This is a genomic window from Trichocoleus sp. FACHB-46 (assembly GCF_014695385.1).
Classification (GTDB): domain Bacteria; phylum Cyanobacteriota; class Cyanobacteriia; order FACHB-46; family FACHB-46; genus Trichocoleus.
This window is the reverse complement of sequence record NZ_JACJOD010000013.1, coordinates 87,322-107,740: the sequence shown is the minus strand read 5'-3', so window position 1 is coordinate 107,740 and position 20,419 is coordinate 87,322. Positions and strand designations below refer to the sequence as shown.

Genomic DNA, 20,419 nt, shown 5'->3' with positions numbered 1-20,419 from the left:
TGGTTCAGGCTTGACTTTTTAAAGATATCAAACAGGTGCTTATTTTTTGATAGAAACTTAACAAATGATTTGAAGCACCAATTATCAAAGTGGCTAAATATACCTAAATAATTAGCTCAGTCAAAGAATTTTGCTTAATAAAAAACTTAATGCTCCACTGGCAATGGGGACTGTTAAGTTATCGATTCCGAACTTGGAAAAAGCTTCTAAGCCAGCGGCAACTATGGCAACGGCCAAAGGAATGCACCAAGTTTGCCAAGTGTTGCCTTGGACTCCAAACAAAATGGCGCTGCTGACCACGTAGCTCACGCCTGCCATCGTCAATGAGCCTTCCCAGCTTTTTTGCATATCCCAAAGCTGGTAAGGGTGGCGACCAAAACGGCGACCAATTAAAGCTGCTAGCCCATCTCCCCAAGTCATCACCAAGATGCCAAGAGCGGCGTATTGAGGCTGGTGTATAGGCCAGAACCAAGCAATCAACACCCCAATGCTAATGGCATAAAAAAAGGTGCCCCAACTTTTACGACCCACGCTGTTCATGCTTGCCAAAATCGGGACGTAATAGGAAGTAAAGGCGATCGCGCTAGCCAAAACAGAAGCCGTGATGCCCATCCAGGCGGGAATCTGGAGCCACCAAGCTAGCAAAATGACATTGCCCACGCCGATATGGACGACTTTCCGAACGATCTCTGCGTCAGTCTCTGTATAACGACCTAGCCACTCTGCCAAGAGCACGACACAACTGAGCCAGATGCCCACAACAGTTAACTGGACCCAAAAGCTGGGTGGAGAAACAAGGCTGAAGACTTCAGTTAGCAAAGCGAGAACACAGGGTAGAGGTGCTTTCTCACTTTATTAGATCTTGATTAGATCTTGGCTTGGATCTAATTGCTACGGCCCGGAGTGCGATCGCCAGTTGCGCCCTTAGCCACGGCTCCAGCTTCCGTTCTGTATACTGAGCTTTAAGTTTCCTTGATTTTTTACATAACAGGTCAGTCTCCTTCAATCCAGAATTTTTGAAGGCATTTTTAAGTAACGGAAGAGAGTATGAAAGTCGCGATCGCAGGTGCCACAGGTTTTGTCGGCAGTCGTCTAGTCGAGCGTTTACAGGCGGAAGGCCATCAAATTGTCGCTTTCAGCCGTAGCCGTGAGCGAGCCGAACAGTTGTTTCCTCGCACCGTTTTCTCAAATGTAGAAGTTGTTCCCTACACTCCTACTACTCCGGGCGCTTGGCAGCAGGCAGTGGCAGGTTGTGATGGCGTGGTGAATTTGGCTGGGGAAGCGATCGCAGACGGCAGATGGACTGAATCCCGCAAACAAGAGATTTTGAGCAGCCGCCAACTTAGCACCCAAAACATCGTGGCAGCGATCAACCAAGCCAACCCGAAACCAACCGTGTTAGTCAACGCTTCGGCAGTGGGCTATTACGGCACGAGTGAAACCGCTACCTTTGACGAAACCAGTGCGGCTGGCAAAGATTTCTTGGCGCAAGTTTGCCAAACCTGGGAAGCGGAAGCCCAAAAAGTTAAGGATAGCGGCACCCGCTTGGTGATTGTGCGGACTGGGATTGTTTTGGGGATGGGAGGCGCACTAGCCAAAATGCTACCTCCGTTCAAGCTGTTTGCAGGCGGGCCGATTGGTAGTGGTCGGCAATGGTTTTCTTGGATTCACCGCGAAGACTTGGTCAGCCTAATTCTGCAAGCACTGACCCAAACCAATATGCAAGGGGTGTATAACGGCACTGCTCCCAACCCAGTCCGTATGGCTGAGTTTTGCCATGTATTAGGCGAGGTGCTGAACCGTCCTTCCTGGTTGCCAGTCCCGGATTTTGCCTTGGAAGCTTTGCTGGGAGATGGAGCCAAGGTTGTCCTAGAAGGTCAGCAGGTTCTACCAAAGCACACCCTCGCCGATGGTTTGCAATATCAATATCCCACGGTGAAACAAGCGCTCTCAGAAATTTTGGCGGCTGGCTAGAACGAGAATTGGCAATGGGGATAGGCGTAGTGATGAAGGACGGCGATCGCACCTCACCTCACTGCCCCTATCTTCAAGCAACCCTGTAGTATGTGAAATGGAGCCTGCTCTCTACACAAATGACGCTTGCTCTGAAGCTGCCTGACCCAGTTTAATGAGTTCTCTGCTCGCGATCGCACCTAGAGTTTTATGACCGCCACCACTGACTTTCTCGGCCATCTCAACCCCTCTCAAAGACAAGCCGTGGAACATTTCTGCGGGCCGCTTTTGGTGGTAGCGGGAGCAGGATCAGGCAAGACTCGCGCCCTGACCTACCGGATTGCCAATCTGGTGCTGACCCACCGAGTAGACCCAGAAAGCATCCTGGCCGTGACTTTTACCAACAAAGCCGCCAAGGAAATGAAAGAGCGGATTGAGCGCTTGTTTGCCGAGCGGCAAGCCCTGGATGAATTTAGCAAGCCCTTTCATTTGCTCGCACCTTACGAACAGAAGCAACTGCGATCGCGGGTCTACAAAAACATCACCAAAGAATTGTGGATTGGCACCTTCCATGCGTTGTGTTGCCGCATTTTGCGGTTTGACGTAGATAAGTATCAAGACAGTAATGGTCGTCAGTGGACGAAGAACTTCTCGATCTTTGATGAATCGGACGCCCAGAGCTTAGTCAAAGATATTGTCCAAAACAAGTTGAACTTGGATGACAAAAAGTTCGATCCGCGATCGGTGCGCTACGCCATTAGCAACGCCAAAAATGAAGGCTTGTCGCCGCAGGAATTGGAGCAACAGCAGCCCAACTTTAGAGGTCGGGTGATTGCTAATGTCTATAGCTGCTATCAAGATGCCCTAGCCGCCAACAACGCCCTAGACTTTGACGACCTGATTTTGCTGCCCGTGCAACTCTTTAAGCAGAATGAGCAGGTGCTAGCTTACTGGCACAAGCGGTTTCGCCACATTTTGGTGGATGAGTACCAAGACACCAACCGCACCCAGTACGATTTAGTGCGATTACTTGTAACGAACGGCGCAGAGTCACGCGACTTTAAGAGCTGGGATTACCGCTCGATTTTTGTCGTGGGGGATGCGGATCAGTCGATCTATTCTTTCCGCAAAGCTGACTTCAAAATCTTGATGGGCTTTCAGGATGACTTCGGCGATCGCCTCCCCGACGACGACACTCGGACGATGGTGAAGCTGGAGGAGAATTACCGCTCCACCGAAAACATTCTCCAAGCCGCGAACGAACTGATTGAGAACAACACGGAGCGGATCGACAAAGTCCTGAAGCCGACTCGCGGTAGTGGCGAAACCATTTTCTGTCACCGCTCTGATGATGAAACGGCTGAAGCCGAGTTTGCGGTTCACCAAATCCGCACCCTAGAACGCCAGAACCCCGAACTTAATTGGGGCTGTTTTGCCATTCTCTACCGCACCAATGCCCAATCCCGCGCCTTTGAGGAATCGTTAGTGCGTTGGGGAGTGCCCTATAAAGTCGTGGGTGGTCTCAAGTTCTACGATCGCAGAGAAATTAAAGATGTCTTGGCTTACTTGAGAGCGATCGCCAATCCCGCCGACACCGTTAGTTTGCTGCGCGTGATCAACACCCCCCGGCGTGGCGTGGGCAAAACCACGATCGACTCGCTAACTAATGCGGCGCAACAACTGGGTGTACCGCTCTGGGAAATCTTGCAAGACGACACTTCGGTTAAAACTTTGGCGGGGCGCTCTGCAAAAGGCGTACTCAACTTTGCCAACATCATCCAAACTTGGCGAGAAAAACTAGAAACCATCCCTGCCACAGAAATTGTCCAAGGGGTACTCGAAGACTCTGGCTATATCCAAGACTTGCAGAACCAGGGCACAGATGAAGCTCTCGATCGCGTGCAAAACGTCCAAGAGCTTTACAACGCGGTGCGGCAATTTGAGGAAGACAACGAAGACAAAAGCTTGTCAGGTTTCCTAGCCAACGCCTCTCTTGCCTCTGACTTGGATGACCTAAAAGAAGATGACGCCCGCGTTTCCCTAATGACGCTGCATTCCTCAAAGGGACTAGAGTTTCCGGTCGTGTTTCTGGTGGGTTTAGAGCAAGGCTTGTTCCCCAACTTCCGATCGCTCGAAGACCCGACTGCTTTAGAAGAGGAACGGCGGCTTTGCTACGTCGGCATCACTCGTGCCCAAGAGCGGTTGTTCATCAGCCACGCGCGGGAACGTCGCCTCTATGGTTCACGCGAACCTGCTAGCCCCTCGCTATTTCTAGCTGAGTTGCCTAGAGAATTGCTTACCAGCAACGTTGCTACGGCCATCCCCACACGGATGACTCAGGGAATTGCTGCGGCTAAACGCGAAGGCGTTGCTGTCGGCTCCGCTCGGCCCAATAGCCATGAAGATGACTGGACTGTGGGCGATCGCATTGTGCATAAAGCTTTCGGCGTGGGCCAAGTCACACACATCTTTGGCAAAGGGGACAAAATCTGCCTCGCCATTAAGTTTCCAGGTTTAGGCCAGAAAATTATTGACCCAAAGGTCACAGTGTTGCAGCGCGTAGAATAATTCAATTCAATCGGAGGCACCTAAATAGGATGGCAAAGCATACGCAAGCTCATATGGCCAAGACCCTGGAGAAGAACAGAGCCGAGGCTTGGAAGGATATGACGAAGCGCCAGATGGAATACTACATGGGCGCTAAGCTCTTGGAGATTGGAGTGAACCCAAAGTCAGCTATTTACCGCTGGTCTATGGAGGACAAGGGGAATAGCGAGGAGTGGACCTATAGCGCCTATTGGGGTGACTCGAAGGAGAAGCTGGAACAGCAGGAAGCTCAAGGTGGCTAAATAGGTTGAGTCTTTGGCTTGGTTGGTGCTGCATACCGTTAGATTTTGCAGAACCGAGCCTTCGGGGGCGCTTGCCCCCAAGCCCGTGCTGAGAGACGGTTGCATCCCTCAGACTCCCTCCAAAAGGGGCACAATGTTTGGTGCATTAGGTTGATTTGTATTAGTGATGGGGTTGTTGTACTCTTAAAAAGACCGATCGGTTCTTTTTGAGGACTGCTGTATGGCTAAGGCTGACGAAACTAGAGCCAAGATCCTGCAAGAGGCGGCGACTCTGTTTAATCAGCAGGGCTACGCGGGTTCGTCGATGTCGGACATTATGCAGGCGACAGGGTTACAAAAAGGAGGGATTTACAACCATTTCACGAGTAAGCAGGCTCTAGCTTTAGAGGCTTTTGACTTTGCTTTTCAGAGATGCCAAGAACGGCTTCGCATTGCTCTAGCGACAAAGCAGCATGCTATAGAACGGCTGCAAGCGATTTTGGGTGTCTTTTACAGTTTTATCGAAGACCCGCCGATCGCGGGAGGTTGCCCAATTCTCAATACGGCGATCGAGAGTGATGATGCCAATCCTGCGTTGCGCGATCGCGCTCAAGCAGCGATGAATACCTTACGCAATTCGATTCGACGCACTGTGGAGCGGGGAATTGCCAGGGGTGAAATTCGGCCTACGGTTGAGGCGGATACCGTAGCAACGGTGATGATTTCTACCTTGGAAGGAGCCCTAATGATGAGCAAGCTCTATGACGATCCGGTGCATTTGGAGCGAGCGATCGCGCATCTAAATGATTACCTTTGCGATCGCTTGCCACCACCATCAATTTAGCGGATGAAACGAAGGGTTATTTTTTTGAAGTTCTACAGACCGATCGGTCGGAATTCGTCCTTCTCGGAGTTTTTAATGCTGAAGTTCTACTATGCTCCCCTCTCACCTAATGCGCGTCGAGTCTGGTTGACGCTGTTAGAAAAACAGATTCCATTTGAACCTGTGCTGATGCAGTTGAATGGAGACCAATTCCAACCGGAGTTTGCCGCGATTAATCCTTTTCATCACATTCCTGTAGTCGTAGATGAAGGGGTGAGAGTTTTGGAATCTTTGGCAATTCTGGATTACCTAGAAGCTAAATACCCTCAATCTGCTCTGATGCCAACTGATCCGCAGGCGATCGCCACAGTACGGATGGCCCAGATGGTGACGACGAACGAATTGGGGCCAGCAGTGTTTGGATTGGTGGTGCAGCCCGAAAACTCAAAGCAGCTCGAACGAATTCAACTTCAAGTGGCGCAGGGGTTGGGTTTTCTTAACGAGTTGTTGGGCGATCGCCCTTACTTTGGCAGCGACCAATTGACTTTAGGCGATGTTGTCGCAGGAGTTGTGGTGTCTCTGTTGCCTTATGTGCAAGTTGACTTAGTAGATTACCCAGCCCTAAAAGCTTGGTCGGAGCGCTTGATGGCACGAGAGGCTTGGCAAAAAACACAACCCAACCCACAGCAGTTTGAGGAATTTAGGCGGCGAGTCAAGATCATTGCCAAACAACGGTTGCGCCAATATTCGCAGGGTAGACGACGGGATAAAGCGATCGCCCCTGGTTCTTAGTTCTAGTTGCTACGAGCTGGACCACGGCTGAGGATACCGCTGAGTGACCTGCCTTAGGAAAGAGGGACGCCCGCTTGGATTTATCTACGCTGTGATCAGAATGGGGAAAATAAATGAGTTATTTACTAATCATTGTGCTGCTCGCTTGGGGCGCGGTTTATCTGTTTGCTAGACAGGCAGGTAAGAGTGACGCTCCTAAATAACCTGATCGAGCGGTTGGCTGAATCGTGATGTGAAAGCAATGATCAGAAAAGTCGGATTGTGGCTGCTCTGGATTGGCTTTATTGCCTATGCTGTGTTCCTAGCTCCCCCCTGGCAGCCTGACGTAGGCCGCTTACAAAACTTCTTGGCGGGAAACTGGACAGATCTGAACGCTTGGGTCGTGGCAGTGTTCAGTCTGATTGGCATGTGGGTGATGATCTATAGCTGCCTCATATTTGCCGATGGCCGTATGCAAAAGCTTCCTGCTTGGCCGTTTGTCCTAGGTTCTCTGGGCACCGGAGTATTGGGTTTAATTCCTTATTTGGCGTTACGAGAGCCGAACCAACATTTTTCGGGGCCTAAAGATGGCTGGCTCAATTTTTGGGATTCACGCCGCACTGGTTGGTTGATCAGCACAAGCACGATCGCCTTTATCGCCTATGGCATTCTATTGGGTGATTGGGGTGGGTTTGTGCAGGAGTTTCAAACCAGCCGCTTCATTCACCTAATGAGTTTGGCGTTTTGCCTTTTCGGTCTGTTGTGGCCGACCTTGCTAGGAGACGACATGGCCCGTCGAGGTTTAAAAGAACCAGGCTTGTTTTGGACTGTGGCTTTAATTCCGCTATTTGGGCCACTGGCTTACCTTTGCTTCCGCCCGCCGCTACCAAACGATTAAAAGTTAGATAATAGATAAAAGTCTAAGCTCGACTGATTCTGGCTTTGGGTCTGCCCGCTTTTATGCCTAAAGAGAGATCTTTAATAATTCTTTGAAAACTCCTGATAATATTTCGGGCTCTCGTGATTTTGGCTGGGAATTACTAATTAAAGCTGTTTTATCAAGGTAGGCGAGTTGTGAGCCAAGCTAATGCTGGTCCGAAATCCTGTGCTTGCTACAACCTCTCGCCCTGTGGTGCAGCAGAGGCTGGCAGATTGTTTCTGTGGCTGCCTGTACCGCACACCCTAAAAAAAATCGTGCCTTACTTGCAGACAGCAAACTTCAGCTGCGATCTGATGCCAGAGCGGCATGGCCTGAGTATTGCTTGTGCACCTGGACAAACCCAGGAGTTAGCCAAAAATATCGGCGAGTTGCTGACTCCGCGAGAGTTGGAATCTACTCAAGTGTTGTTTGTTCGAGGTAATATCCAGCCCCGAATTCATGACTTTAGCGATATTACCTCGTTGCAACGCTTCATCAAGTTCACCCAATCTGATTGGCTGGTAGAGATGCTGGCGGCTAAACGCTTCACTAGCTTTTTTCAGCCGATTGTTCACATGGCAGACACCTCTCGGATTTATGCTCACGAAGCGCTATTGCGGGGGTTTGACGAGCAGGATCGTTTGATTATGCCAGGTGCCATTTTGGATTTGGCTACAGAAGCGGGACTGCTGCCCCAAGTGGATCGACTGGCTCGTTTAAGCGCGATCGCTGCTGCCAGTCGGCATCAAATCTCCAGCCACATCTTTATCAATTTTTCCCCCACGGCGTTGTATGACCCAGTTTCCTGCCTACGGAGTACCGTAGATGCCATTGATGAGGCAGGCATTCCCCATGAGCATGTGGTGTTTGAAGTAATTGAGTCCGATCGCCCTCAGGATTTGGATCATCTCAAATCAATTTTGAAATACTACCGAGATGCAGGGTTTCTGATCGCGCTGGATGATTTAGGCTCTGGCTACTCTAGCCTTAATTTATTGCATCAATTACGTCCAGACTTCCTCAAATTGGATATGGGCCTGGTTCGAGATGTGCATCAAGACCCCTATAAAGGTCTAATCACAGAAAAGATTTTGGAAATTACGCAGCAGTTAAATATTCAGACCGTGGCTGAAGGCATTGAGTGCATTGGGGAGCTGGACTGGCTGCGGCAGCGCGGTGCCACTTTTGCCCAAGGATACTTGATTGCCAAACCAGGGGCTTTGCCCGCCGCTACGACGCCTTGCTTAACTGCGATCGCGCCACCGACTTTAAATCAACTTAGTGACAACCTGCCGGACGCAAGTAGTCAGGCTCAGCAGGTAGGCAGCCAACCGCTAGCAAACTACGACTTACAGGCGCAAATTGACCAGCAAAGTGAGTCGGAGCGAATTGTGGCTGCTGTAACTCAGCGCATTCGGCAATCTCTAGACTTAAATGAAATTCTGCAAACCACAGCGGCAGAAGTTCGACAGCTGTTTCAGGTAGATCGGGTTGTCCTTTACCGCTTTGCGTCCGACTGGAGTGGGGTTGTGGTGGTAGAGTCTGTAGCCGAGGGATGGCTACCTATATTGGGGCTGAATGTCATAGATACTTGCTTCCAATCCAATCACGCTTGTGAATATAAGCAAGGACGAACTAAAGCAATTGAAGATATTCACGCCGCAGAGCTGACTCCATGCCATGTGGAGCTACTACAGCAGTTGCAAATTCGGGCTAATTTAGTGGTGCCAATTTTGCAGCAGGAGAAGCTGTGGGGGCTAATGATCGCCCATCAGTGTAGCGGTCCTAGAAGCTGGAAAGCTTCTGAGATGAATCTATTCAGCCAGTTGGCGGGTCAAGCCGCGATCGCGATTCAGCAGTCGGAACTTTATCAACAACTGCAACAAGCCAACCAGGAGCTACAGCGCCTCGCGTCCTCAGATGGCTTGACTCAAGTGGCAAATCGTCGCTGCTTTGATGAGTATTTAGCTCAGGAATGGCAGCGATTAGCGCGTGAGCAAGCTACTTTGTCTTTGATTCTGTGCGATGTAGATTGCTTCAAGTTGTATAACGACACCTACGGGCACTTAGCTGGGGATGATGCTTTAAGACAAGTTGCCCAAGCGATCGCCCAAGCTGTAAAGCGACCTGCGGATCTAGTGGCTCGTTACGGGGGTGAAGAATTTGCCATCATCCTACCGAATACGGATGCGGTGGGTGCTGCCGCAGTCGCGACCGAAATCCAGGCCAAGATCAAAACTTTGCAACTGCTGCACATTAGTTCTCAAGTTACTGGATTCGTAACGCTTAGCCTCGGTGTCGCCACAACAATTCCCCAGGGCCAGTCTTCTGCTGCAACTTTAATTGCAGCCGCGGATCAAGGTCTTTACCGAGCTAAAGCTCAAGGCCGCAATCGCTTATTTCAAATAAATTACGAAGAAGCTAATATCAAAGCCACAATAGAGAATTAACTAAAGCACTCACCTATCAAATCGGATTGCCTTCAGAAAGTATGACTGAATTCCGCTCTGACTTAGCCGGAATTAAAACGAGTATCCGCCAGCAAGCAGAAACCACTCAACAACAAGCTGCCACAGCCGATTGCTGGCTAGTATTGTGGAACAACCTTTAAATAAGGCTCGCTAATTTGATAGAGAATCAATGATTAATCAATAAGAACTTTAAGTATATTCAGTCGCTAAAGAAGATGACTAAATAGGAGCATTAGAGATCAAGAGAGTATAGAAGCTTACCTGCCGAGATGCATCATTTTTCTAAGCGTGTCATACATCGCAATCATTGTTTCTTGCTTGACTTCTTGAAGTTTAGTTCCAAGTTCGGATTCAACCCTCTCTTGAACTGCTGTTAGGATCTCTTGTTTGTCTAGCCCACTCCACCACACGATTAGTCTCAAACCACGTTGAGTGATAGTCCAGGTATTCGGTTCAGCAAGGGCTATTAGACGAAGCTGCTCTAAATCCTCACAAGTATTATGAACTTCTTGACTACTTAAATTTAAGGCTAGTTCTATATCTTTCTCGTGGCAAGAAGAAACAGATTTTTCTAGAGCACTTTGTATAACTGTAAAGACAAGTATTTCTCTGTCTGATATTTCTAGCAGAGTTCGCAAAAGAGATGATTTTTCGGCGAGACTGTTTTGGGATTGAGTAGCAGAATTCACCAAAACGCTCGCAAGCGCCTTCCGTTTCAAGTCTGAAGCTGTTTTCAAAGCGTTATCCCAAATACGAGCTACTATTTCTTTAAACTCATCAGAATCTAGCAAAGATTGTTTAATGGTTTTCTGCTCAAGGGCCTCTATCTTTTGCTCGACTTCACTGATAAATTTCTTTTGCTGCTCAGATTGCCATGCACTCAAAATAACAGTACCAGCGGCTCCTATGGGAGCTGTAAGAGGAAAGAGACTTAGAATTTGTAGTATGCCTACACCTCCTATCCCACTAGCAGACCCTAGGGTTAAATGAGCTTTGTTTTTCTGCTCATTATTATCTTTATGACTCATAGCAAAATTCTAAAAATACATCTTTAAAGAGGTAAAAATAATTTAGGCGAGTGACCTGTTTTGGGCTGATAAGCTACCAATGTGTCACCTTTGCCAATATGACCGGGCATTGACCTTACTGTCGCATAAAGAACTGAACCATCTTTTTTGTGAACTTTATAGCATCCCCTGTAGGCGTCATAGGTTTCAAGAGTCACCACAAACCATTCTTTTGAATTTTCAATTTCCTGTTTTACAAACTCTTTAAATTCTCTTGCAATTCGACTTTGTTCTGCCGATTGCTTTAATTTTTCTTCAGGAGTCATCTTGTCTACTTATGTAGAGATTAAGAAATTACAATTATAGAAAATATTTTATACACCTGTAAAAGTTAAGGTTACTGTAAAGGCCATTGCAAAAACTTTCTTTATTAAGAAAATAAAAATATTTTGCAATTTAGAAGAGATGAGCTTGAACTACCTAATTCAACCCTTAACCATCGCGGATCAGCCGTTTCTATGGGAAATGCTGTTTGAGGCAGCCCACCTCAGAGACGAGGGCGAAACTAGCATTCAAGCTGCGATGCATCATCCTCTGCTAGCTCGTTACGTTGAAGGTTGGGGCCGAGAGGGAGATCTAGGGTTTGTGGCGATCGCCTCCGGTACCAACCAGAAAGTTGGAGCTGTCTGGGTCAGGCTTTGGCCAGGGACAGAAAAAGGCTTCGCTTATGTATCAGATGACGTGCCAGAGCTAGCGATCGCCGTACTACCGGACTATTGCAACCAAGGCATTGGCACTCAGCTCATCGCTCATTTACTCGAAGCGGCAAAACCGATTTACCCAGCGATTTCTCTCAGTGTCAGAGCTCATAATCCTGCTCTACGGTTGTATGAAAGGATGGGGTTTCGAGCGATCGCGGGGAGTGAAGTTCGCAATCGCGCTGGCGGTATTTCCTTGACGATGAAACTAGCGCTGTAAACGTAGACTTGCTACTTACAAAATCTGGTTGCAATTCCGCATTGCCAGCAAAGCTGTACCGTATGCCGCTTCCGTTTGGGCCGAGCGAACCACAGAGGTTTTTAGTTGGCGCTCGCGAATTTTGGTCCAGGCTGAGTTGTTTGCCCCTCCTCCGGCTGTGTAGACCTGTTTGAGCGGCGTGGCTCCTAACTTCTGCAATAGCTCATAACCTTGGGCTTCAATGCGGGCCATACTCTCTAACAAGCCGTGGAGAAATTCCACTGGGTCTTCTGGGCGTGGTTCTAGTTGGGGAGCCAGGGCAGCATCATTGATCGGAAAGCGTTCGCCAGGGTGCTGCAATGGGTAGTAATGCAACGAGCTTTCCTGTTCAGTGGGAATTTTTTCGCTAAGCGTTTCTAATTGCTCAGAACTAAAGAATTTTTGCAACACTGCTCCACCTGTGTTGGAAGCGCCACCCACAAGCCACCATTCGCCCAAACGATGGCTGTAGATACCGAATTGAGTGTCATCGATCCGAGTTTGGCTCAAAAGCTTGAGGACCAGAGTGGAACCGAGCGACGTGACAGCCTCACCGGGGATTTGGGCTCCACTGGCGAGAAAAGCAGCAATGCTGTCTGTGGTGCCTGCACAGACGAGGCAATTGGAGCGCAAGCTAAATTGGGTAGCGATCGCCGCCTTAACCGGGCCAATGGGCGTACCAGGAGCCACAACCTGAGGTAGCAAGGGTGACATGGGCAAACTCTCTAACCAAGCTGGGTAGCATAGCTGCTCGGCGTCGTAGCCCAGCTTGAGACTATTGTGATAATCGCTGATCCCTAATTTGCCGTGGAGTAGAAAACTCAACCAGTCAGCCTGGTGCAAGAAATAGCGCACTTGAGCAAACTGCGGTTGCTGAGTCCACCACAACAACTTAGCCAAACTAGAGGTGGCACTGATGACGCTGTGATTCGCAGGGGCGATCGCTTGTAACATCTCCAAAACTGTTGCTCCACGAGCATCGTTATAGAGGATCGGTTCATCAATGGGTCGTCCGGCGCTGTTGCAGATCAGCACAGTCGAAGAGGTGCCATCGATCGCGATCGCTCGGATAGATTGGCGCAGGTCTAGGGGGATTTTTTCGATCAGGGCAAATAAAGCCGTTTGCCAACTGGTGACCCAATCCTTTGAAGCCGTGGCGACATAGGGATAACTGGCTTGCGCCTGCACGGTTCCCTCGGCGTCAATTGCGATCGCGCGTGCGCCTGAAGTGCCAAAATCTAGGCCAAGGTAAAGGTTCATTTGGTTAAAAAGGTATTAAATCTATCTACTGACGTTAGACGTTTGGTTTTATACTCACTACAATTCATTCTTAATAAGAAACGGCAAAAACTCTTTAGGAGTTTCACATGAAATACACATTTGAAGTCCTAGGTGTCTCACCCATTTTACATTTCTTCAATCATCAACAAGAAATTATACAAAAGCTGCCAGAACCTGGTGTGGAATATGTTGGTTCCTACCGTTGCACCCTTGATTCTTTTATTCAATCCATCGAGACAGTACCTCCCCAACGCGGTTGGGATTTAGATCAAGTGGTAGAAACTGTCGTTAATTTTTGGATGAATAATTCTGAAAAGATTCAACTCTGGAAACACCGCTTAGAAGATGCTGGCAGCGAGAACTTAATTGTGGCTAGGATTGCAGATCTCAAAGCTTTAAGAACCACGTTCGAATCTCTAATTAGTGATTAAAACAACAGGCTATTTTTAGCTATTCCTAATAAATTGTCAGTCGGCAATCCTAGGGTTTAGTGAAAACTGTCAGCATCACAGGACCCAGTAGATAATAATGGCCTTGGCAAATTAGCCCTGTCTGTTGCCCTAGCTGTTCGCGGGCTTTCTGGCTATAAAGCCGAATTTCTCCTGGCGAGATCAGTAGAGCTTGGGTATCTGACCAAGGCTGCCACGTCAAGTCAACCAAGTAGAAGCAACCCGCTGGTTTTAAGACTCGGCTGACTTCAGCAAAAACTTGCTCTGGCTGACGGTAGTGCAAAAAGCTAAGTGTGTTAAACACGGCATCAAACTGTACCTCGCCAAAAGGTAGCTGCTCGGCATCACCTTGAACATAGGTGAGCCGAGACGATTGAGGCTGGCGTTTTTGGGCTTGCCCCAGCATTTCGGCAGAGAGATCCAATCCTGTCCCTTGTAAGCTGGGAAATTGCTCTGCTAAACGATAAAGTAATCGCCCAGTACCGCAACCCAGATCTAGCACCTGAGCGCGATCGCCTAGCTGAGTAAATTCCAGCAAGCGCTGATGAATGGCTTGGTAAAACACTGAGGGAAAGAGCCAGTCATAACTGGGTGCCCAGCGATCGAACAGTTGTTTCTTGTCCAAAGATTTTTCGTTCCCAAAGATAAAGAGACATGGTTCCAGAACAGCGAGCAAAGCCTTCCTTTATTCTCGCGATCGCTGGCAGAAGGTGTGGGGATCAGAACCCTACTCAAGGTATAGGTAGCCAAGGTGGAGTTCCTTCCCGCCGAAGGAATCTCTCTGAAGGTGAACTGAGGTAACTTGGTAGGCGTTGAATGAGCTAAGACTTCGCCGCATTGGATGCATGAGGTGTCAAGGCAAATCTTACTCAGCCAGCTTGAATTTTTACATACGGGGATATGACCATGAGTGAAGAACAAGAATATAGAAGCGGTAATCCTGAAGACGCTGAACCTGGCAAAGGTGCAGGAGGGGATCAGTTTGGCGTGCAGATGGCGCAAAACCCAGCTGTGAACCCAGCTGATGAAGAAATTCCCTCCAACGTAGATGTGGCCCGCAATATCAAGAACTTGGATGCTGCGGTGGAGCAGGAAGAAAATACTGACCTGAAGACAACCGATGGTTATGTGATCGATGAGTCTGGTCGGATCGACAACTTCGCGATCGAACCTCCTATGTACGTGCAAGAATAAACTCCGTCTAGCAGTGCCCCCAGAGCCGAACTTAAAGCAGCCGAATCCAGAGAAGCCGAACCCCGATGAGCCAACAGTTGACAGACACCGCACTTCCAAAATTGGGGTTGGTCTGCATTACCTCTACAAATCAAGTGCGCTATCGTGCTTTGACCCGGAAGCGGTTATTACAGCTAGAACTCAGTGAACAGGAACGAGTTTTGCGAGCGCTGTATGCCGACAATCTACAGCGCCTCAACCTCGCGATCGATTTCTGTCTAGAACAAGGGATTCGGCTCTATCGGCTAACTTCAGCTTTATTTCCGTTTGCCGATGAGCCAATCGGTGAAGGAATTTTGCTGGAGTTTCAAGACACGCTCCGAGCCACGGGCGATCGCGCCCAGACGGCGAGCATTCGCCTCGTCATCCATCCCGATCAGTTTGTGGTGCTTAGCTCTGATAAACCAGAGGTAATCGAGAATAGTATCAAAATCCTACGGGCTCAGGCGCAAATCTTTGACTTGCTCGGTTTGCCGCGATCGCCTTGGGCGATGATGGAAATCCACGGCGGCAAAGGCGATCGCGCGGAACGGTTGATTCAGGTGATTCGCAATCTACCCGATGGGATTCGTTGCCGTTTGGCTCTGGAAAATGACGAGTATGCTTACAGCGCGGCAGAAATCTTAGCGGTCTGCCAGGCGGCTGAAGTGCCAATGGTGTTTGATGCTCACCATCATGTCATTCACGAAAAACTGGAAAGCTACGAGCACCCTAGTGTAGCGGAAATGGTGCTAGCCGCTCGTAGCACTTGGCCTTTTCCAGAATGGCAACTAGTGCATATTTCTAATGGTTGTGATGCTTTTGGCGACCCCCACCACAGCAATCTCATTACAGTCATGCCTAGTTCTTACCGGGAAGTGCCTTGGATTGAGGTGGAAGCAAAATTGAAGGAGCAGGCGATCGCGAAACTCCGGGAAGAGTGGTTAGCTCCCGCGATCGCCTCAATGTCAGCCTAATCAACCAAATCTCGATTTTTGCTCAACCCCTCTTCATACCAAAGAGGGGTTGATAGATCAGGAGCTAAGTTAGGTTATTGAGCTGTAACGGTAGATTCAGCTTTGACGTAATCAGGTAAAGAATTACGCAAGCGATCGCCGTAGAGCGCCAGCGCATTACCGCCTAACAATAATGCCAGATGCTCGCGATCGTACTCAGTGGCTGTGGCTGCATCCTTAACGCAATCCTTGAGGACGCCATCCCAATGGCCGTAGTCACCAGAGAAGCAAGGAATGTGCTTGCCTGCTTCACCCATTGCCTGAGGCATGTAGGAGGGGCCTGGGTCATCCGACTCATAGGACGCAAAGATCTGACCCCGTTTGAAGTAGTCCATCGGGTCGCGGTGGCGCAGATCGTAGTGCTCATACAGGCTCGCGTCATCGATCTTGGCAGGGTCATGCTCAGCACTCCACAGCAAGTCGAACAGATTTTTTGCCTGGTTGAGCAAGTTAACGTTTTGCACACCCCGCTCTTGGATCATTAGCTTGGTGAAGTCCATGAGGGAGGGGCGATATGGGTTCTTAGGATCGAAGTCACGAATTCGCTTCTCCCAGTGCTCATGGAAAGCATGGGCGAGGTCAGGAATCCAGCCGCAACCTCCTTCGAGGAAACCAACCCGTAGGGTGGGGAATTGCTCAAATGCCCCATCGAAGACCATGCGCGCCATTGCCATTTGCTGCTGGTTGCGCTGCACGAAGATGTGGCTCAGGACAAAGGTCTCCATGTGGTCAGCGATGCCGCCCACCATGTAAGAACCAGGGCCACCGTGGATGCCCAAAGCAATATCCAAATCCACAGCAGTTTGTAGGAGGGGGCGGAAGTCTGGATGGCTGATGTTCTTGCAGGTGCGGATTTCGGGGAAGGCGTCTGGTGCTTTGGGATGAGGAATGGGCAGGTTGGGAGCCACCGCTATACCGACCATGCCGAGTTCATTGATGCAGCGCTTCATCTCTGCGATCGCAGCGTCCACATCTTGAAGTGGCAGAACCCCAATGGGCTTGAGGCGGTTGTCATAACCACGGCAGTCATCTGCCATGTAGGTGTTGTAAGCGCGGCAGAGGGCGATCGCAAAATCTTTATCTAAAATGCTGGAAAAAATCAGATTGAGCGTGCCGTAGATAACTTGGACATCTACACCTTCGCGGTCCATGTGCTCAATGCGGACCCGATTGAACATGGCACCGAGAGTCGTCTCAGGATGGAGGTTGCGGAAGCCACCTTTGCCTAAGCCTTGGGGCTGGGGGAACATCCGCACATAATCGTTTTTGCCAGTCGCAGGATTAAAGTCAATCAGCTTCGCGCGCTGATCACCCAAACTATCAATCACTAGACCAATGCGATCGCGATACTGTGGCTCTATATAATCCCGCAGCAGCAGCGGATTTTCGAGCTTATGGGCATCCGCATCGATTACCAGTAAACCTTGATACATGAACGCTCCTCAGTGGATAGCCTGTAAAGTGGAGACAAACCAGCCAGCAAGCCTGGAAACAGTTGCCGACGTTGGCTCCAACAAACTTTGAATCAAAGAAATTATTGAGTTTGTGTACAAGTGTAAACGCTAAGCCGTCTTGCGCTGTAAGTAAGCCAGAATTTGGCGCAGACCAAACCAATTCTCAAAGGACCAAGTGAAGGAACTGAGAATAGTGACGCCAGGGTACTTGACGAAAGCAGGCTGATTTTTTTCAAAGACAGCATGGCCGCCTAGGGCAAACACTTGGGTGAATACTAGGCAAACTAAGGTCAGCCGCCAATCGTAAAATAGCAAGATTACCGCTGCGATCGCCAAAATATTGGTGAGATGGTGCAGAGCCTGGTTAATGGGGTTTTGATGACTGGCAACAAAGTGGGCTTTCGATTCTTGCAACAACTGTCGAAATTCGCTCAAGGTGGAATCCTCACAGACTAAGAATTCATGCCAGGGATCGGAAACTATTGTTTAAGCAATAAGCAACTGTTTAAGCAACATAGCACTAGGCTTCTGGCTTAGGCGAGGGCGATCGCCAGTTTTTGGCAAAAATCACCCGGTTGGACTGCTTCTAAGCTAGCGTTACCACCAACGGAGTTGCAGATAACTCCGTTCTGGTTGGTTCAGTTCTTGCTCGCTCAGCCACTCCACAGGTTTGTAAGTGCCAAAAATATGGTCCCACCAATCTACAGCTAGGCCGAAGTTGTGGTCCCACATGCCGTATTTATGATGTACGTAATGCACAGGCATCTTCATCCAGAAGCACTTAGTGGGGTTTTCGTGCTGGAGCTGATGGGCATAAGCTGAGAACGCCGCATAGGCGATCCCACCTAGCAGCCACCCGCTACCCGCAGGGATCGAGACAAAAAACATCAAGCCCAGCACAATAAACGTGCCTCTGACGTAGTCACGGAATTCCCACAAAACGCCTTGGCCTTCGTTACGCCGATGGTGGTCGCGATGGCGCTCGCCCACCCGAGGGGACGCATGCATTAGGCGGTGCATCCAGTACTCCACCAAGCTGGCCAGAATAAAAGCGATGATGAAACAGGCAATGCCGATGGCGATCGGCTCTAAGGTCAGCATGAACTCTCCTTCCTCACACGGTGCCCGCAAGAACCAATAACGACTATTTTGACATCCTCTTCGTGGCTCAGGAGCTACTAAAGGAGGTTTGTGGCACTGATTTCTAGAGAGTGAGGGTCTAACGAGGCGATCGCTCAGCATAGAATTTGGAGCTTTTTCGCGGTTTGAGAACCATTTAGCGCTACTGGTGTCTATTTGAACTCCGGTGGTAAATCGGCTTTAATCGAAATCCAATGCATCTGTGCGGATGAGCGTGAGGGGAAGGGGAATGTCGATCTTGTTACCGATTCTGGCGACTGTGAGTCGTCAAGTGAAAAATAGCTTTGTCAAAAAAACTCGGCGCACTTTAGCGGTGCAAGAGCAGTTCCTGAAAGAGTTGCTGGTTGCCTATCAAGACACTGCCTTGGGGCGAGAGTATGGTTTGGGCGACATCAAAACCATTGACCAATTCCGCGATCGCGTCCCAGTTTTACCCTACAGCAGCTATGAGCTTTATACCGAGCGCATTGCTCAAGGTGAGCAAAACGTCTTAACCCCCGATCCGGTGGTCTATCTCAACCTCACCAGCGGTTCGACGGGGCAAAAAAAACTAATTCCCGTCACCAAGCGATTTCAAAACTCTCTGCGGCAGGCGAATCTCACCAGCATTGGGTTTTTGAGTGACGCCTTACGCGATCGCGGCTCCCAGTTTGGCAAACTGCTTGCTACCAACTCGGTACAGCTTTTGGGTCGCACTCCGGGCGGTATTGAGTATGGGCCTGCCAGCGTTGGCGTACTGCGGATGGGCAAATTCCTCTACGAACAACTTTTTGCGCATCCCTACGAAACGTTGCTGCCCGACGACAGCTTGACGCGGCACTATCTCTGCCTACTGTTTGCGCTGTGCCAGCCTGAGATGCGAGGTTTAGGAGCTAACTTTCCCATGCTGGTGTTGCGGATCTGCAATTATTTGGAGCAATATGCTGAGGAGTTGATACACGATTTAGACCAGGGCACGATCGCGCCTTGGTTGAAATTAGCGCCGGACGTGCGTACGAAACTAGAGCGACAATGGTCAGCCAATCCAAGCCGAGCGGCCCAACTCCGCGAGGTCTGGAAGTCGGAAGGGCGGCTGATCCCAAGGCTCGTTTGGCCGCAGCTTTCCTATGTGGCAACTGCGCGGGGCGGCACTTCGGACTTCTACTTTGAGCGCTTTCCTCAGTACTTTGGCGACACCCCAGGTTATGGCGCGGTCTATGCCTCTGCCGAAGGCACGTTTAGCATCTATCCGGAACTGGGCCAAGACGGCAGCATTCTGGCGATCGAGAGTGGGTTTTTTGAATTTATCCCGGAAGATCAATGGGAGGCTGAACAGCCCCAAACCCTACTAGCGCCGGAAGTGCGAGTGGGCGATCGCTACCGCATCTTGATGACCAACTACAGCGGTTTCTATCGCTACGACATTGGTGATGTGGTCGAAGTGACAGGCTTTTACGAGCAATCGCCATTGATTGTTTTCCGCCATCGTCGAGGGGGGCTGCTCTCCTCTACCACCGAAAAAACCACCGAATTCCATGTGACTCAAGTGATGCAATCGCTGCAACAAGAGTTTGGCCTGCCCCTAGAAGATTTTTGTGTCACTTTGGCTGAAGATGTGATTCCAGCCCACTATCTAGTAAACATTGAGCTGCTGCCTGGTCAAGCACTCGATAATCCGTCAGCTTTCTTACATCGGTTCGACCAAAAACTGAAGGAAATTCACACTTCCTACGAAGTTAAGCGACGAGATGCTGTGCCCGCACCGCGACTTCGGATTCTGGCTTCAGGCAGCTTTGCGATCGTCCGCCAACGGCAGCTTAAGAAAGGGGTGCCAGATTCTCAGCTCAAGTTTCCTCACATCAGTGAGGACCGCAGTTTCTTGGCAGGGTTAACCGTGGACCAGGAAATTCGACTGCCGGAAGTGGCGAATCGAGAATCTTACTAGTGAGAGCTGGTGTCCCAGAGAGCAGTTGCCAAACCGCCAGCAGCCACCAAAGCTGTAGAGTTATTAAAGATCCGGAGTGGGTACTCTCAAAGGGTGAAATGATTAGTCATATCCCCCTTTAAGCTGTGGCTAGAGCTTATAGCAGGCACTAACGTAAGGGGCGATCGCTTAAATC

The 20,419-nt window shown here is 49.6% G+C and carries 20 protein-coding genes; 12 read left to right on the top strand and 8 right to left on the bottom strand.

What is annotated here, in order from left to right:
* Positions 1-120: 120 nt before the first annotated feature.
* Positions 121-819 carry a diacylglycerol/polyprenol kinase family protein gene (locus tag H6F72_RS08100; protein ID WP_190433555.1) on the bottom strand — a complete coding sequence of 233 codons (699 nt, stop codon included), beginning with the start codon at positions 817-819 and terminating at the stop codon, positions 121-123.
* Between the two features lie 228 nt (positions 820-1,047).
* On the opposite strand from H6F72_RS08100, the gene H6F72_RS08095 reads away from it, so the two are divergent.
* The 7 genes from H6F72_RS08095 to H6F72_RS08065 all read left to right on the top strand — a co-directional run bounded on the left by H6F72_RS08095 (position 1,048) and on the right by H6F72_RS08065 (position 9,744).
* On the top strand, positions 1,048-1,974 hold the full coding sequence (locus H6F72_RS08095) for a TIGR01777 family oxidoreductase (RefSeq protein ID WP_190433553.1): 927 nt from the start codon (positions 1,048-1,050) through the stop codon (positions 1,972-1,974).
* 189 nt (positions 1,975-2,163) lie between these two features.
* Positions 2,164-4,521, top strand: a complete 2,358-nt coding sequence (gene pcrA, locus H6F72_RS08090) for a DNA helicase PcrA (protein WP_190433551.1) — start codon at positions 2,164-2,166, stop codon at positions 4,519-4,521.
* Positions 4,522-4,550: 29 nt separating this feature from the next.
* Complete coding sequence (locus H6F72_RS08085; protein ID WP_190433549.1) at positions 4,551-4,802, top strand: hypothetical protein; 252 nt, start codon at positions 4,551-4,553, stop codon at positions 4,800-4,802.
* A 220-nt stretch (positions 4,803-5,022) separates the two neighbouring features.
* Positions 5,023-5,625, top strand: coding sequence for a TetR/AcrR family transcriptional regulator (locus H6F72_RS08080; RefSeq protein ID WP_190433547.1), 603 nt, complete (start codon positions 5,023-5,025; stop codon positions 5,623-5,625).
* A gap of 3 nt (positions 5,626-5,628) precedes the next feature.
* Complete coding sequence (locus H6F72_RS08075; protein ID WP_242016840.1) at positions 5,629-6,396, top strand: glutathione S-transferase family protein; 768 nt, start codon at positions 5,629-5,631, stop codon at positions 6,394-6,396.
* Between the two features lie 241 nt (positions 6,397-6,637).
* Positions 6,638-7,273: a hypothetical protein gene (locus H6F72_RS08070; RefSeq protein ID WP_190433546.1), complete on the top strand. Its 636-nt coding sequence runs from the start codon at positions 6,638-6,640 to the stop codon at positions 7,271-7,273.
* A gap of 176 nt (positions 7,274-7,449) precedes the next feature.
* A complete protein-coding gene (locus H6F72_RS08065) occupies positions 7,450-9,744 on the top strand; it encodes an EAL domain-containing protein (RefSeq protein WP_190433544.1) in 2,295 nt (764 codons plus the stop codon).
* A 278-nt stretch (positions 9,745-10,022) separates the two neighbouring features.
* Here the strand turns inward: H6F72_RS08065 and H6F72_RS08060 are convergent, their stop codons facing one another.
* Both H6F72_RS08060 and H6F72_RS08055 read right to left on the bottom strand, forming a co-directional pair.
* Complete coding sequence (locus H6F72_RS08060) at positions 10,023-10,793, bottom strand: hypothetical protein (RefSeq protein WP_190433542.1); 771 nt, start codon at positions 10,791-10,793, stop codon at positions 10,023-10,025.
* A 23-nt stretch (positions 10,794-10,816) separates the two neighbouring features.
* The gene (locus tag H6F72_RS08055) at positions 10,817-11,098 is read right to left on the bottom strand and encodes a hypothetical protein (RefSeq protein ID WP_190433540.1); all 282 of its coding nucleotides are present in this window, start codon (positions 11,096-11,098) and stop codon (positions 10,817-10,819) included.
* A 139-nt stretch (positions 11,099-11,237) separates the two neighbouring features.
* On the opposite strand from H6F72_RS08055, the gene H6F72_RS08050 reads away from it, so the two are divergent.
* Positions 11,238-11,750, top strand: coding sequence for a GNAT family N-acetyltransferase (locus H6F72_RS08050; RefSeq protein ID WP_190433537.1), 513 nt, complete (start codon positions 11,238-11,240; stop codon positions 11,748-11,750).
* A gap of 15 nt (positions 11,751-11,765) precedes the next feature.
* On the opposite strand, the gene H6F72_RS08045 is transcribed toward H6F72_RS08050, so the two are convergent.
* Positions 11,766-13,028 (bottom strand): FGGY-family carbohydrate kinase, encoded by a 1,263-nt coding sequence (locus H6F72_RS08045; protein ID WP_190433535.1) that lies wholly within the window; start codon positions 13,026-13,028, stop codon positions 11,766-11,768.
* 107 nt (positions 13,029-13,135) lie between these two features.
* On the opposite strand from H6F72_RS08045, the gene H6F72_RS08040 reads away from it, so the two are divergent.
* Positions 13,136-13,480 (top strand): hypothetical protein, encoded by a 345-nt coding sequence (locus tag H6F72_RS08040; protein WP_190433532.1) that lies wholly within the window; start codon positions 13,136-13,138, stop codon positions 13,478-13,480.
* Between the two features lie 49 nt (positions 13,481-13,529).
* On the opposite strand, the gene H6F72_RS08035 is transcribed toward H6F72_RS08040, so the two are convergent.
* Positions 13,530-14,123, bottom strand: coding sequence for a class I SAM-dependent methyltransferase (locus H6F72_RS08035; protein WP_242016839.1), 594 nt, complete (start codon positions 14,121-14,123; stop codon positions 13,530-13,532).
* Between the two features lie 281 nt (positions 14,124-14,404).
* On the opposite strand from H6F72_RS08035, the gene H6F72_RS08030 reads away from it, so the two are divergent.
* Entirely contained in the window at positions 14,405-14,692 is a 288-nt protein-coding gene (locus H6F72_RS08030; protein ID WP_190433531.1) for a hypothetical protein, read from the top strand.
* Positions 14,693-14,757: 65 nt separating this feature from the next.
* A complete protein-coding gene (gene uvsE / locus H6F72_RS08025) occupies positions 14,758-15,687 on the top strand; it encodes a UV DNA damage repair endonuclease UvsE (RefSeq protein WP_190433530.1) in 930 nt (309 codons plus the stop codon).
* Between the two features lie 74 nt (positions 15,688-15,761).
* On the opposite strand, the gene H6F72_RS08020 is transcribed toward uvsE, so the two are convergent.
* The 3 genes from H6F72_RS08020 to H6F72_RS08010 all read right to left on the bottom strand — a co-directional run bounded on the left by H6F72_RS08020 (position 15,762) and on the right by H6F72_RS08010 (position 18,281).
* Entirely contained in the window at positions 15,762-17,159 is a 1,398-nt protein-coding gene (locus H6F72_RS08020) for an amidohydrolase family protein (protein WP_190433529.1), read from the bottom strand.
* A 129-nt stretch (positions 17,160-17,288) separates the two neighbouring features.
* Entirely contained in the window at positions 17,289-17,615 is a 327-nt protein-coding gene (locus H6F72_RS08015; protein WP_206755422.1) for an Mpo1-like protein, read from the bottom strand.
* A gap of 162 nt (positions 17,616-17,777) precedes the next feature.
* The gene (locus H6F72_RS08010) at positions 17,778-18,281 is read right to left on the bottom strand and encodes a sterol desaturase family protein (RefSeq protein ID WP_190433528.1); all 504 of its coding nucleotides are present in this window, start codon (positions 18,279-18,281) and stop codon (positions 17,778-17,780) included.
* A gap of 268 nt (positions 18,282-18,549) precedes the next feature.
* On the opposite strand from H6F72_RS08010, the gene H6F72_RS08005 reads away from it, so the two are divergent.
* Positions 18,550-20,244 carry a GH3 auxin-responsive promoter family protein gene (locus H6F72_RS08005; RefSeq protein WP_190433527.1) on the top strand — a complete coding sequence of 565 codons (1,695 nt, stop codon included), beginning with the start codon at positions 18,550-18,552 and terminating at the stop codon, positions 20,242-20,244.
* Positions 20,245-20,419: the final 175 nt, after the last annotated feature.